The organism is Thermotoga sp. SG1, from assembly GCF_002865985.1.
Lineage (GTDB): Bacteria > Thermotogota > Thermotogae > Thermotogales > Thermotogaceae > Thermotoga.
Map to the genome: position 1 here is coordinate 91,420 of NZ_LNDD01000005.1, position 13,691 is coordinate 105,110.

Below are 13,691 nucleotides of genomic sequence, written 5' to 3' on the forward strand. Positions count from 1 at the left end.
CTCCTCTGGTTTTTTTAAGATTCTACCATGGACGGGTTAAAATATGTGATGAAAGGGGAGAACGCATGTGAAGATGAGAATAGACGATGTTGTAAAAAACGAAAACCAGGTGATAGCAATAGCAAAGGAGAGCCCTTTCTATCCAGATGGAAAGGGAGGCCAACTAGGAGACAGAGGAAAGATCGGCCCTGCAAGGGTATTGAGAGTAAAGGAGAAAAACGGCTACATCCTCCACTATCTGGACACCGAACTTGAGCCAGGTGAGTACGACTGCGAGATAGATTTTTCCAGGCGGAGAGACATCGCATGTCAGCACACCGCCCAGCACATACTCTCTGCTGCTTTTCTCAAAACGGCTGATCTTGAAACCGTGAGTTTCCACATGGGAGAGGAAATATCCACAATAGATCTGAACGCACCATTCATCCTGGAAGATGTTCTGGAAGAAGTAGAAGACCTAGCGAACGAAGTGGTGAGAAAGTGTGAAAGAGTGGAGATATTGGAGGTAGACCAGGAAGAAGCAAAAAACATGAATCTCAGAAAGATTTCCAAGGTGAAAGAAAAGATAAGGGTGGTGAAGATAGGAGACTTCGACATCGCAGCGTGCGGAGGCTTCCACGTGGAAAACACTGGAGAGATAGGACTTATAAAAATCGTCGACACGGAGAAGGTCAAAAAGATGTTCACAAGAGTGTACTTCGTCGCAGGAGAGCGCGCCCTGAAAGATTACAGAAACAAAGACAAATTGATCAAAGCTCTGACCACTGTCCTCACCACATCTCCCCAGGAGCTGGAAAAAAGGGTGAAAAATCTTCTGGAAAGCGTAAAAGAAAAGAGCTCAAAACTCGAAAAACTCGCAGAACTCTGTGCGTCACTTCTGGCCAAAAACATGGCGTCGGAGAAGATCGGCCGTTTTGAGGTGTACGATTTTGATGGTCCGCAGGAGGTCGGAAAGTACTTGCCGAAGTTTCTGGCAGACAGAGAAAACACGGTCATCTTGTTGAGGTATCCAGACCGGGTCGAGATCATCTCGAACTGGATCGATTGCAGGAAGATTTTCGAGAGGTTGAAAGAAGACATGAACATCAAAGGTGGAGCCGGTCAGAAAAGAGCGATAGTATCGACGGGTTCCTCAAAAGTCGTGGAGAAAATCAGGGAGATATTGGAATGGTTCTGAATTTTGTGGGAACGGGAAACCTCACAAGATTCTTCCTTGAGTGTCTGAAGGGTCGGTATGAATTCGGGTACATTATCTCTCGTAGCATAGAACGAGCCACCGGTATCACCAGACTTTACGGAGGAAAACCCGCCACTCTGGAAGATCACCCTCCGTTGAATGGAGTGGTGTTCATCATCGTCCCCGATAGGTACATAGAAAGTGTGGCAGAAATTCTGAGAGTTGAAGACGGTGTTCTTGTACACTGCTCTGGTTTTCTTCCCTCGGATATCCTAAAAAGAGAAAAAAGAGCATCTCTTCATCCCAACTTTTCCTTTTCCAGTCTCGAGAGGGCTCTGAGGATGAAAGAGCAGATTGTGTTCGGTATCGAGGGTGATGAAGAAGGAATCCGAGTTGCCGTGGAAATCGCGCAGGTGATATCTGGGAAATACATCGTGATCCCACCGCAGATGAAAAGGGCCTATCATCTTGCTGCTGTTATCGCCTCGAATTTTCCGGTAGCGCTCGCTTACCTTTCAAAGAGGATATACTCTTCCATGGGAGTGAAAGATCCGGATCGCCTCATCTCCACCCTGATGCAGGGAGTTGCAGAAAGCATCGGAAAGATGGGTATGGAGAAAGCCCTAACAGGGCCGGTTAGACGGGGAGACTGGGAAGTGGTAAGGGCAGAACGGGAAGAATTCAAAAAGATCTTTGGGAACTCTTCTTTTTACGATGAGATCGTGAATCTTTTGAAGGAGGTGGCAGGGAGTGAACGTAGAAAAACTGAAGAAGATGAAGGGTAAAGAAAGAATTGTGATGGTCACAGCATACGACGCTCCCAGTGCCAGAATAGCCCAGGATGCGGGGATAGATATCATACTCGTTGGAGATTCCCTGGGAAACAACGTTCTTGGGTACGAAAACACCATCCCTGTGACGATGGAGGAGATGCTCATACATGTGGCGGCGGTCAGAAGAGGAGCACCGAAAGCCTTTGTAGTCGCCGATATGCCTTTTCTTTCCTACCAGCCGTCCCTGGAGAAGGCCATAGAGAACGCTGGAAGGTTCTTGAAGGTGGGGGCAAATGCGGTTAAGATAGAGGGTGGAGAGGAATTCGGTGATGTTGTTCAGAGGCTTGTTGAATCGGGAATTCCGGTGATGGGACACATTGGACTCACACCGCAGTTTGTGAACCGCTTTGGAGGTTACAGAGTCCAAGGAAAAACGGAAAAAAGCAGGGAGTACCTTCTGAGAAGTGCCAGAGAACTGGAAAAAAGGGGAGCGTTCGCCATAGTTCTGGAGATGGTCGTTGAAGAAGTGGCAAAGGAGATCACAGAAAGTGTTTCCATTCCGACGATCGGTATTGGATCCGGCCGTTTCTGTGACGGACAGGTTCTTGTATGGCACGACCTTTTGGGACTGAACCCGGATTTTGCGCCACGCTTTTCCAAGAGGTACGCAAACCTGTACGAAACGATTCTGAAGGCTCTTCAGGAGTTCAGAAAGGAAGTGAAAGAAGGTATTTTTCCGTCCGAAGAACATGTGTTCACAGATAAATCTCAGGGAGGTGTATCTTCATGAGGAAATTTCTGGCATTTGCTCTGATACTCGGAGCACTCATCGGTATCTCACAGCAGTTCAAGGACGTTCCAGTAAACCACTGGGCTTACGAGGCAGTAACTGAGATGGCAAAACTCGGTGTGATCACCGGGATGCCCGACGGCACGTTCCAGGGCAATTCCTACCTCACAAGGTATCAGGCTGCGGTTGCGTTCTACAGACTCTACAACATCCTCAAGCAACCATCCGTTGAGGTCTCAGGCCTCATCAACAAAGTTTCTACACTCGAGGATCTTGTGAGCACTGCCCTGATGAAGGTTCAGAACCTCTCCGATAACTTCGGGGGAATCACGTCCGATCTTGAAAGTCTCAAAAACGATGTGGCCAACCTGAAATCTACCCTTGTGGATCTCAAAAACCTCAGAATGGAAGTCATGAGTCAGCTGCAGAGTCAGTCCGACACGGTTCAGAAACTCGACTCCAGAGTAAACGAAGCCCTCACCAGAATCGCCGCCCTCGAATCGAAGGTCTCTGGAGATTTTGTGAGCAAGGATTACGTGGATACCAGAATATCTCAGACTGTCTCAAGATTGAGCGATCTTGAAAAGAAACTTTCGATGCTTGAGACGAAAACAGCAAATCTTGAAGCCCTTGTGAACAACACAGAGACTTCCTTGAAAGATTACGTGGAGAAGGCACTCAAAGCATACACTGAAACGCTGGATCAGAAACTCTCCGAAATCTCCGCTACTCTTGAGAAAAACAACACCGCACTCTCTGGAGAAATAGGAAACCTCAAGGTTCTTGTTTCCAAACTCCAGAGCGACCTTGAAACACAACAAAAGGCAGCAAGAGCCCTTGACGCACGCGTGAGCGTTCTTGAAGGGCAGGTCACAACGGTCAACAACCGTGTAGAGAACCTCGAAAAGAGAGTCTCACAGGTTGAGTCCTCCGTTGGTAAAATCAGCTCCCTTGAGAGAAGCCTGGGGGCAGTCACCGCGAGAGTCACCAAGGTCGAAGAGGAGGTTCAGAACCTCAGTCAGAGTAACACAGAACTCTCGCAGAAAGTTGACGAGATCGTCTCCTCCAAGCCGTGGATGGAAGACGTGAACAGCGTGAGTGCCACCCTCAGCAAAAAGATCTCGGATGTTCAGACCATGGCCCTTGCAGGAGTTGCCATTGGAATCGTCGGAGTGATCATCGGATTCGTCATGGGTAGTAGCGAATAACGAAAACCGACACAGAATCAGAGGGGGCGTAAGCCCCCTTTGTTTGTCAAGTTCACCCCTTTCCACTGTGCTAAAATGAAATTTGAACAGAAAAAGCAAAGAGGTGAAACAGTGAGTGATTTTCTCTCGCCGGAGAGAACCGTTTACGACAGCGGTGTTCAGTTCTTAAGGCCCAAAAGTCTGGACGAGTTCATCGGACAGGAGAAGGTTAAAAGGAAACTTTCCCTCGCACTGAAAGCCGCAAAGATGAGAGGGGAAATACTCGACCACATACTCCTTGCGGGCCCTCCCGGGCTCGGGAAAACGACCCTTGCCCACATAATCGCAAGCGAGATGCAAACGAACATACACGTAACCAGTGGCCCCGTTCTGGCAAAGCAGGGAGACATGGCCGCCATTCTCACGAGTCTGGAAAGAGGTGACGTACTGTTCATAGATGAAATTCACAGACTGAACAAAGCCGTAGAAGAGGTGCTCTATTCTGCAATAGAGGACTTCCAGATAGACATAATGATCGGAAAGGGACCGAGTGCAAAGTCCATAAGGATAGACATCCAGCCGTTCACCCTCGTTGGAGCCACAACAAGAAGCGGCCTTCTGAGCTCTCCCCTCAGGAGCAGGTTCGGTATGATCCTTGAGCTTGACTTCTACACAACGGAGGAACTGAGGGAGATCATAAAGCGAGCAGCCAGACTGATGGACGTTGAAATAGAAGAAGAAGCGGCGGAGATGATAGCAAAACGCTCCAGGGGAACTCCCCGAATAGCGATAAGGCTCACAAAGAGAGTGAGGGATATGCTCACAGTCGAAGGTGCAGACAGAATCGACATCAGAATCGTTCAGAAGACCATGGAAATCCTCAACATAGACGAAGAAGGACTGGACGAATTCGACAGGAAGATCCTGAAGACGATCATAGAGGTGTACAGAGGAGGGCCGGTGGGTCTGAATGCCCTTGCCGCCTCTCTCGGTGTTGAGGCAGACACCTTAAGTGAGGTGTACGAGCCTTACCTTCTCCAGTCTGGTTTCATCGCAAGGACTCCACGTGGAAGGATCGCAACAAAAAAGGCTTACGAACACCTCAAATACGAGTTTCCAGAAAACCGCCTCTTCTGAGGTGATTTCGGATGGGATTGAGAGAAAACCTGGAGAAAGTCATGGAGAGAATAGAAAATGCTGCCCTTCGTTCGGGTAGAGACCCTTCGGAAGTGAAACTCGTTGTCGCTTCAAAGTACGCCAGCGTTCAAGAGATGGAGGAACTTTTCCTTCTTGGAGTTCGAGATTTTGGTGAAAACAGAGCGCAAGATCTCATCAGAAAGAGTGAACATTTCAAAGGGGAACCCATCATCTGGCATTTCATCGGAAGAATACAAACGAACAAGGTGAAATACATCGTGCCAAAGTGTGAACTCATACACTCTGTCTGGAGAGTGGAAGAACTCGAGGAGATTGAAAAGAGAGCAGCAAAGATCAACAAGGTTCAGAAGATACTGATCGAGGTGAACGTCTTCGGTGAAGAATCGAAGGCTGGCCTACCCGTTGAGAGTGTCGAAGAATTCCTGAAAACCTGCCAGAAGTTCGATCACGTGGAAGTCCTTGGATTTATGACCATGGCACCATACGTTGAAGATCCCGAAGAGGTGAGATGGGGGTTCAGAGAACTCAGAAAACTGAGAGATGAACTGTCGCAGAGGTTCAGTGGAAACATAAAACTGAAGGAGCTTTCCATGGGGATGAGCAACGACTTCGAGGTTGCAATAGAAGAAGGTGCAACCATAGTCAGAATAGGAAGCGCCATATTCGAAGGAGGGAAGTGAATGTTCGTGATAGGAAATCTGTTGAGAGCGATCGCTGTGACTCTGAGGAGTTTCATCTACATAGAGATCGTTTCAATCGTGATTTCGGTGATCTTCAGCTGGGTCATGCCTTACTATTACCATCCCGTGAGGAGATTTTTCGATTCTCTTTCTTCTCTTGTTTTGAATCCCATAAGACGTTTTCTTCCTCCCATAGGATCGGTCGACATTTCACCCATGATAGCCATTTTCATCCTTCTTTTTCTAGACGAGTTCCTTGTTGAAACCCTCTTCGATCTGGCGGTGAGGCTCTCATGAAGATAGCGATTCTGTACAGAGAGGAGAAAGAGAAAGAAGGAGCTCTGCTGAAAGAAAAACTCTCAAAAGAACACGAAATTGTAGGCTTCCATGAAGCAAGCACTGTAAGCGTCGTTGATGCAGATCTGATAGTGGTGGTCGGTGGAGATGGCACGATGCTCAGGGCGGCAAGAAAGGCCGCTGATGGAACACCTCTGGTGGGATTCAAGGCAGGAAGACTGGGATTCCTTACGTCTTACACTCTCGAAGAAGTGGATCAATTTCTGGAGGATCTGAAAAAGGGGAACTTCCGAGAGGAGTTGAGATGGTTCATCCGTGTGGAGAGTGATATCGGTTCATACCTTGCGTTGAACGATGCTACACTGGAAAGGGATCTGAGCGGAAAGATGGTGGAGATAGAGGTGAACGTCGAACATCATTCCTCCATGTGGTTCTTTGCTGACGGAGTGGTTGTTGCTTCTCCAACGGGCTCCACGGCGTACTCACTTTCCATCGGTGGACCGATAATATTTCCTGAATGTGAAGTGCTGGAGATCTCTCCCATCGCACCGCAGTTTTTTCTGACCAGAAGCGTGGTGATACCCTCCAGTTTCAGAGTCACTGTAGAGTGCCAGAGGGAGATCAACCTGTTGATAGACGGAACGATGGTGGGCAAGACCAAGAGAGTGATCGTTCAGAAGGCCGAAAAGTACGTCAAGATCCTCAGACCAACCAAGTACGACTACGTGGCGATTGTGAGGGAGAAGCTGGGTTACGGGAGGCGCATCGAGTGAACAGGTTGTTGAGTGACAGGGTTGAGGAGTTCAAAAAAGGTGTTTTGAAGGCAGGATGGTTCATAGAAAAGATGTTCCGCAACTCAATATCCGCTCTCGTTGAAAGAAACGAATCACTGGCAAAAGAAGTGATCGCTGACGAGGAGGTCGTTGACCAGATGGAAGTGGAGATTCAGGAAAAAGCCATGGAAATCCTTGGACTCTTCTCTCCTATCGGAAAACCCCTCCTGACTGTCACAGCCGGTATAAGAGTTGCAGAACTCATAGAAAACATCGCAGACAAATGTCACGATATAGCCAAAAACGTCCTCGAACTCATGGAAGAGCCTCCGCTGAAACCGCTGGAGGACATACCCAATATGGCAAACCAGACCTCAGAGATGCTGAAATTTGCTCTGAGGATGTTCGCAGATGTGAACGTGGAGAAATCCTTCGAGGTCTGCAGAATGGATTCCAAGGTGGACGATCTGTATGAGAAGGTCAGAGAAGAACTTCTTCTCTACATGATGGAATCTCCAAAGTACGTGAAAAGGGCTTTACTTCTGCTTGAAATAGCCGGTCATATAGAGATCATTGCAGATTACGCAACGAACATTGTGGAGGTCTCCGTATACATGGTTCAAGGAGAACCGTACAAGTGCTACCACGACGAGCTCCTTCTCTTCAAGAAAGCCGGAGGGGTGTTGTTTGAAAATATTGACTAAGTACCTTCTGAAACTTTCTGCTGTACCTTTCCTGATAGGGCTTGGCGGTTTCATCATCTTCGTCAGCATCGAGATACTCTATCAACTTTCGGATCTGATAGTTCGGCACAGGGTTGGTATCGGAAAACTTTTTCTTCTACTCTACTATTACCTGCCCTATTTCGTCGCAATGGGCGTTCCTGTGGGTGTGCTGCTTTCCATCTTCTGGACCTTCTCAAAACTCTCTGAGGACAGAGAACTCATGGCCATCCAGGTCCACGGTATCTCTCAGAAAAACCTGATCGTTCCTTTTCTTTTGCTGAGCATTTTCCTGTCTGTGGCTGTTTTCTTTCTCAACGATCAGGTGGTTCCGGTCTATCAGTCCAAGGCAGAGGAAGCCATGTCGAAGTACGTTCTCAAAAAACCGGAAGTCTTCGTTGTGGAGAACGTGATCTCGAAGATCGGCGAAGACCAGTACTTCTACGTTGAAAAGTACGATGAAAAGACGAACACCCTCTGGAACGTTGTGATCTTCAAGTACGGAAGTGAAGAGAAGATAGTCACCGCAAAGAGGGTGCAGAAGAGAAAGGACAGATGGTATCTCTTCGATGGAAGGTATTACACGGTGGACAAAGATGGCTTTTTGAAACTGGACGTTCATTTCTCCGAGATGGAGCTCGACATAACCGAGGATATAGAAAACCTCCTTCGCGTGGGAAAGACACCGAGAGAAATGACTGGAAAAGAGCTCAAGGAGAAAATAGAGTTCTTCAGAAAGGTCGGCATAAAGCCCTCTCCATGGATAGTGGAACTTCAGAGCAGATACGCAAATTCTCTCACTCCCATCGTGATAGTTCTCGTTGGGGTGCCGCTCTCTCTGCTCTTTCAACTCAGAAGCAAATCCTGGGGTGTGATATTCACTTTTGTTCTTGTTGTTCTGTACCAGGGAAGCGGAGCCTGGCTCAGTGCTATGGGAAAAGAAAACCTTCTGGATCCTGGTTTCGCACCGTGGATTCCAAACATCGTGTTTTCCGTCGTGGGTGGTTTTCTTTTTGTACTCCTTGACACCGCTGTTGCCTACAGGATTCGGGAGTTCCTCACCAGGATTTTTCTGCTCTTGATCTTCATCTTCGGCACTTCCCTTTTCTCCTCTCAGATAAACATTGTGTCCGATCAGATGGAAAGATTCACAGACAAGATGATTTTTCTGGGAAATGTGGAGATCACCTACAAAGATGCGACCATACAGGCCAGCAAGACCGTTGTTCATCTCACCGAAGAAGACAGAGTAGAATATCTCGAGGCCACCGGAGAAGTGGTCTACAGAAAAAAAGACACGATTCTGGAAAGCGACCGCTTGATCTTCTATCCCGAAGGTGAAAGGAGCCTTCTTTTCCACGTGAGGGGAAGCACCATCGTTGAGATAGAAAGAGAGAAGAAAAAGATCTATCTGTCAGGAGAGGAAATCAGAGTCGAGGGTTCAAAAACGACTGTGGACTTTGGCTACATCACCACCTGTTCGGAGACTCCTCCTCACTACAAACTGAAGGCCACGTACATGGAGATGAAGGAAAACGACTACCTTCTGGCCAAAAACGTGGTTTTTTATCTTCTGGAGATACCGATATTCTACCAGCCTGTGTTTTTCACTTCTCTGTCCGACAAACCGCACCCCTTTTCTGTGGAGATTGGATGCGGGCAGAATCCCTATCTGAAGACCTCGTACAACGTTTCCTACGCACGGGGTCTTGTGTCCTTTTCTGCAAAGAGTGTGCTTGGGAAGGGAAACTGGAAGGAGTTCGGATGGAACCACAAACTGGGAAACTGGACGGTCAACGTCAACTACGAAGAATCACCAGACTCTCGTGAGGCTCTGGTTAAACTTTTCGACGAGAAAAACACGATTCTCTTTTCCCAGGATGAGGAAAGAACGTATCGTTTTGAGCGAAAGGAAAAAGTTCTGAACGGAAATCTGAACATCTTGCTGGAAAAATCGTCGGATGGTGCTTACATCGTTCCACGTGTAACTCTGAAGAGGGCTTCCTTCAAATCGAGTCAGGGAACCCTATCCGTGAACAGTTTCACCCATGAAACCCGTGTGGAGGGTGAAGACAGCGAGACCTCCGGAACGGTGAACCTTTCATTTCGATCGGTTCCGTTTTTTCTTCTTCAGACTGTGAACGTCAACACCACCGGAAAATACCTCTTCGAAAACGGGATCTTCGATGAAGAGGTGAGCTTTCTCAAAGTGGATTCTGTCTGGGATCTTCAGAATCTCTCTCTCGGGAAACTTATAACACTGGATGATAAAATATACGCTGGCATCTACAGGGCCGAAGAAAGTGGATATCGCGTCGGGAATTTTTTCACAACAACACTGAAAGTACCGCTTGGCCCTTTTTCCTTTGAGAGTTACTACAAACTCTACGTGGTTCGTGGGGAAAACCTGAGAAAGTTCTCACAGAACGAGTCCAGAAACGAGGTGGACCTGAAGGCGAAGTTCTCTTACGGAAGTTTTCGCTTCTCACTTGAGACAACGTACGATTTCATCGAAGAAGAGTTTTCCGATCCATACCTGAAGACTTCTTTCTCCTTCAAAACGAAAGATTTGACTCATACGATCAATGCCACCACCCGTTTCGTCCTGGATGATTTGAAAAAGAGTTACACCAGATGGGAATTTCAACAGAGGGCTGGATCGTTGCTGAACAAACTCTACTTCACCTACTTTTACGACAAAATGAACATCGAATACATTGAAGACCAGATGAGAATATACGGAAGTGATTTTCTCTTCATGGAGGATCCAAGGATAACGGCGTACTCTAAGGTGAAGGTCGATCCTTTTAAACTGGAAAGATTCTGGATACGTGGGAACTTCAAAAGAGAAGAGATCGTACATTCCATAAAACTGGATTTCGATGGCGAGGATCTGGATCTTTCCTACGGGATGAAAAATGGAGATCCCACTTTCGATCTGTCGATCTCTCTTGAAAACTGGAACGTCAGGTCTTTCAGCGTGTCCGTTGAAAAGGCACTTCACTGTCTCGGGGCAAAGGTATCTGCCTCTTTCGGTAGGGACTTTTCCCTCGAAAACTTCTCGGTGTTCTTCTACATAAGGGACTTTCCAAACAGTGGTATCGGATTCGACTCGGAGGAAGGTCTGGGCGTGAACGTCTTTTGAGAGGTGATAGGATGCGAGTACCTCCGCACAATCTGGAAGCAGAGATCGCCGTTCTTGGGAGCATACTGATAGATCCATCCGTCATAAACGATGTACTGGAGATACTGAGTCACGAGGATTTCTATCTGAAAAAACACCAGTACATATTCAGGGCGATGGAAGAGCTCTACGACGAAGGAAAGCCGGTGGATGTTATTTCCGTGTGTGACAAACTTCAGAGTATGGGAAAACTCGAGGAAATCGGCGGGGACGAGGAAGTTGCCCGCCTGGCAGAGGCGGTTCCAAGTTCTGCTCACGCCGTTCATTACGCAGAAATCGTCAAGGAAAAATCCATTCTGAGACAACTCATTGAGGTTTCAAGAAAAATCTCTGAAAGTGCTTACATGGAAGAAGACGTGGATGTTCTTCTTGACAACGCCGAAAAGATGATATTTGAAATCTCCGAAATGAAGACAACCAAGTCGTACGATCACCTGAGAGGAATCATGCATCGTGTCTTTGAAAACCTGGAAAACTTCAGAGAAAGGGCAAACGTCATAGAACCCGGTGTTCTCGTTACTGGTCTTCCAACGGGCTTTAAAAGTCTGGACAAGCAGACCACGGGTTTTCACAACTCCGACCTGGTGATCATCGCTGCAAGGCCATCCATGGGGAAAACGTCCTTTGCGCTCTCCATAGCCAGGAACATGGCTGTCAGTTTCGAAATACCAGTTGGAATTTTCAGTCTTGAGATGTCCAAGGAGCAGTTGGCTCAGCGACTTCTCAGTATGGAGTCTGGTGTGGATCTGTACAGTATAAGAACGGGACATCTCGATCAGGAACAGTGGGAAAGGCTCACACTAGCCGCATCCAAACTCTACAAAGCTCCAATAATAGTCGACGATGAAACCCTCCTGGATCCGAGAACACTGAGGGCGAAAGCAAGAAGGATGAAAAAGGAGTACGATGTAAAGGTCATCTTCGTTGACTATCTTCAGCTCATGCATCTCAAGGGAAGAAAAGAGAGCAGACAGCAAGAAATATCGGAGATCTCCAGATCTTTGAAACTTCTCGCAAGAGAGTTAGATATCGTTGTAGTGGCTCTATCTCAGCTTTCCAGGGCGGTGGAGCAAAGAGAGGATAAGAGGCCAAGACTCAGTGACCTGAGGGAATCTGGTGCGATCGAACAGGATGCCGACACGGTCATCTTCATATACAGGGACGAGTACTATAAGAGCAAAAAGGACAAGGAAGGAAGCAAACTCCATGAGCCTCACGAAGCGGAGATCATCATAGGAAAGCAAAGAAACGGACCCGTTGGAACGATCACACTCATCTTCGATCCGAGGACGGTGACGTTCCACGAAGTGGATTTGGTGCATTCGTGATAGAATTTTCTTGAAAAAGGCCGGGGAGGTGTTCGAAGTGGATATAAAAGCCTACAAGGAAAGAGTGGAGAAAGCCGTTGAATATCTGAGAGGACAGATCGATGAATCACCTGAAATAGCCATAATACTGGGTTCCGGACTGTCGGTGATAGCGGACGAGGTAGAAAAGGAAGGTACTTCAAAGAAGATACCTTACAGCGAAATACCCGGTTTTCCCATCTCCACAGCACCGGGACACAAGGGAGAGTTGATCTTTGGAAAGCTCTCTGGAAAAAACGTCATGCTGATGAACGGAAGATTCCACTACTACGAGGGATACTCGATGAAAGAAGTCACCTTCCCCATCAGAGTGATGCAGCTTCTTGGAGTGGAGATCCTGATCGTTACCAATGCTGCTGGCGGTCTGAATCCCGATTTTGAAGTGGGAAGACCGATGATAATAACCGATCACATAAACTTCATGGGGGACAATCCACTGATAGGTCCCAACGTGGACGAGTGGGGGCCCAGGTTTCCTGACATGTCAGAACCCTACAACAAAGAGCTGATAAATCTTGCCTACAACAGTGCAAAAGAGCTGGGGATACCGGTTTACCAGGGAGTTTACGTGGCGGTGACTGGTCCGTGCTTTGAAACACCAGCAGAACTCAGAATGCTCAGAAGACTCGGTGCGGATGCCGTTGGTATGTCCACCGTACCCGAAGTCATCGTTGCAAGGCACGGACAGATCAGAGTGCTTGGGATCTCCGCCATCACGGACAGGGCGGTCCCCGAAGATCTCAAACCCCTGACTGCCGAAGAGGTTCTTGAGGTTGCAGAGAAGACAGGAAGAAAGATCGCCCAGATCATATTCGAGGTCGTCAGAAAACTTTGAGGTGAAAAAATGATTTTGAAGGGAATCCTCTACAGTTCCATAGCGGGAATGGCAACCTCCCTTGGTGCGTTGCCATTCCTTTTTTTGAAACCACACCGCACGAGTGACAAAACGATAGACTCGTTTCTGGGTTTCGCCGCGGGTGTCATGATAGCGGCCAGTGCTTTCAGTCTGGTTGCGCCCGCTCTTGAGATGGGGGGAATCATCAGGTTCATAGTGGGCTTTGCTCTTGGGGGATTGTTCGTCAACCTTGCCGACAAACTCATTCCCCACAAACATCTTTTGAAGGGTCATGAGGGACCGGACGCGAAAAGATTGAAAGGTATCTGGCTCTTCGTGATCGCCATAACGATACACAACTTTCCCGAGGGAATGGCAGTTGGGATCTCTGCCTTCACTCCACAGGCTCTGTCCATAGCCATTGCGATCGGTGTACAGAACATTCCAGAGGGAGCCGCAGTTATGGCGTCTCTGATCCCCATGAAGTACAAAAAGGGCAAAGCCTTTCTCATTACCTTCCTCACGGGACTTGTGGAAGCAATTGGAGGACTCCTTGGAGCGGGTATCGTCTCGATTTCACAAAGGCTGCTTCCTTACATGATGGCCTTCGCCGCCGGGGCGATGATATACGTTGTGAGTGATGAAGTGATTCCAGAAACACATTCCAAAGGGAACGAACTTCTTTCCACCTGGTGGATCATGGTAGGTTTCATCGTCATGGCGTCCCTCGATGTGGCGCTGGGGTGAG

13 protein-coding genes are annotated in these 13,691 nt (G+C 47.9%); all 13 read left to right on the top strand.

The window, feature by feature from the left end; all coding sequences use genetic code 11:
• Nucleotides 1-73: 73 nt before the first annotated feature.
• Nucleotides 74-1,177, top strand: coding sequence for an alanyl-tRNA editing protein (locus AS006_RS08045; protein WP_101514089.1), 1,104 nt, complete (start codon nt 74-76; stop codon nt 1,175-1,177).
• Nucleotides 1,168-1,962, top strand: a complete 795-nt coding sequence (locus tag AS006_RS08050; RefSeq protein WP_101513844.1) for a Rossmann-like and DUF2520 domain-containing protein — start codon at nt 1,168-1,170, stop codon at nt 1,960-1,962. The genes AS006_RS08045 and AS006_RS08050 overlap by 10 nt, the downstream gene beginning before the upstream one ends.
• Nucleotides 1,928-2,740 (top strand): 3-methyl-2-oxobutanoate hydroxymethyltransferase, encoded by an 813-nt coding sequence (gene panB, locus AS006_RS08055; RefSeq protein WP_101513845.1) that lies wholly within the window; start codon nt 1,928-1,930, stop codon nt 2,738-2,740. Before AS006_RS08050 ends, panB begins: the two co-directional genes overlap by 35 nt.
• Entirely contained in the window at nt 2,737-3,948 is a 1,212-nt protein-coding gene (locus AS006_RS08060) for an S-layer homology domain-containing protein (protein ID WP_101513846.1), read from the top strand. The genes panB and AS006_RS08060 overlap by 4 nt, the downstream gene beginning before the upstream one ends.
• 111 nt (nt 3,949-4,059) lie before the next feature.
• On the top strand, nt 4,060-5,064 hold the full coding sequence (ruvB, locus tag AS006_RS08065) for a Holliday junction branch migration DNA helicase RuvB (RefSeq protein ID WP_101513847.1): 1,005 nt from the start codon (nt 4,060-4,062) through the stop codon (nt 5,062-5,064).
• A gap of 11 nt (nt 5,065-5,075) precedes the next feature.
• Entirely contained in the window at nt 5,076-5,765 is a 690-nt protein-coding gene (locus AS006_RS08070; RefSeq protein ID WP_101513848.1) for a YggS family pyridoxal phosphate-dependent enzyme, read from the top strand.
• Entirely contained in the window at nt 5,766-6,062 is a 297-nt protein-coding gene (locus tag AS006_RS08075; protein ID WP_101513849.1) for a YggT family protein, read from the top strand.
• Nucleotides 6,059-6,835 (top strand): NAD(+) kinase, encoded by a 777-nt coding sequence (locus AS006_RS08080; protein WP_101513850.1) that lies wholly within the window; start codon nt 6,059-6,061, stop codon nt 6,833-6,835. Before AS006_RS08075 ends, AS006_RS08080 begins: the two co-directional genes overlap by 4 nt.
• Nucleotides 6,832-7,539 (top strand): phosphate signaling complex protein PhoU, encoded by a 708-nt coding sequence (gene phoU, locus AS006_RS08085; RefSeq protein WP_038067310.1) that lies wholly within the window; start codon nt 6,832-6,834, stop codon nt 7,537-7,539. The genes AS006_RS08080 and phoU overlap by 4 nt, the downstream gene beginning before the upstream one ends.
• A complete protein-coding gene (locus AS006_RS08090) occupies nt 7,523-10,702 on the top strand; it encodes an LptF/LptG family permease (RefSeq protein WP_101513851.1) in 3,180 nt (1,059 codons plus the stop codon). The genes phoU and AS006_RS08090 overlap by 17 nt, the downstream gene beginning before the upstream one ends.
• An 11-nt stretch (nt 10,703-10,713) precedes the next feature.
• On the top strand, nt 10,714-12,069 hold the full coding sequence (gene dnaB / locus AS006_RS08095; protein WP_101513852.1) for a replicative DNA helicase: 1,356 nt from the start codon (nt 10,714-10,716) through the stop codon (nt 12,067-12,069).
• A gap of 37 nt (nt 12,070-12,106) precedes the next feature.
• Entirely contained in the window at nt 12,107-12,943 is an 837-nt protein-coding gene (locus tag AS006_RS08100) for a purine-nucleoside phosphorylase (RefSeq protein WP_199167537.1), read from the top strand.
• A 9-nt stretch (nt 12,944-12,952) separates the two neighbouring features.
• Nucleotides 12,953-13,690 (top strand): ZIP family metal transporter, encoded by a 738-nt coding sequence (locus AS006_RS08105; protein ID WP_101513854.1) that lies wholly within the window; start codon nt 12,953-12,955, stop codon nt 13,688-13,690.
• Nucleotide 13,691 lies beyond the last annotated feature (1 nt).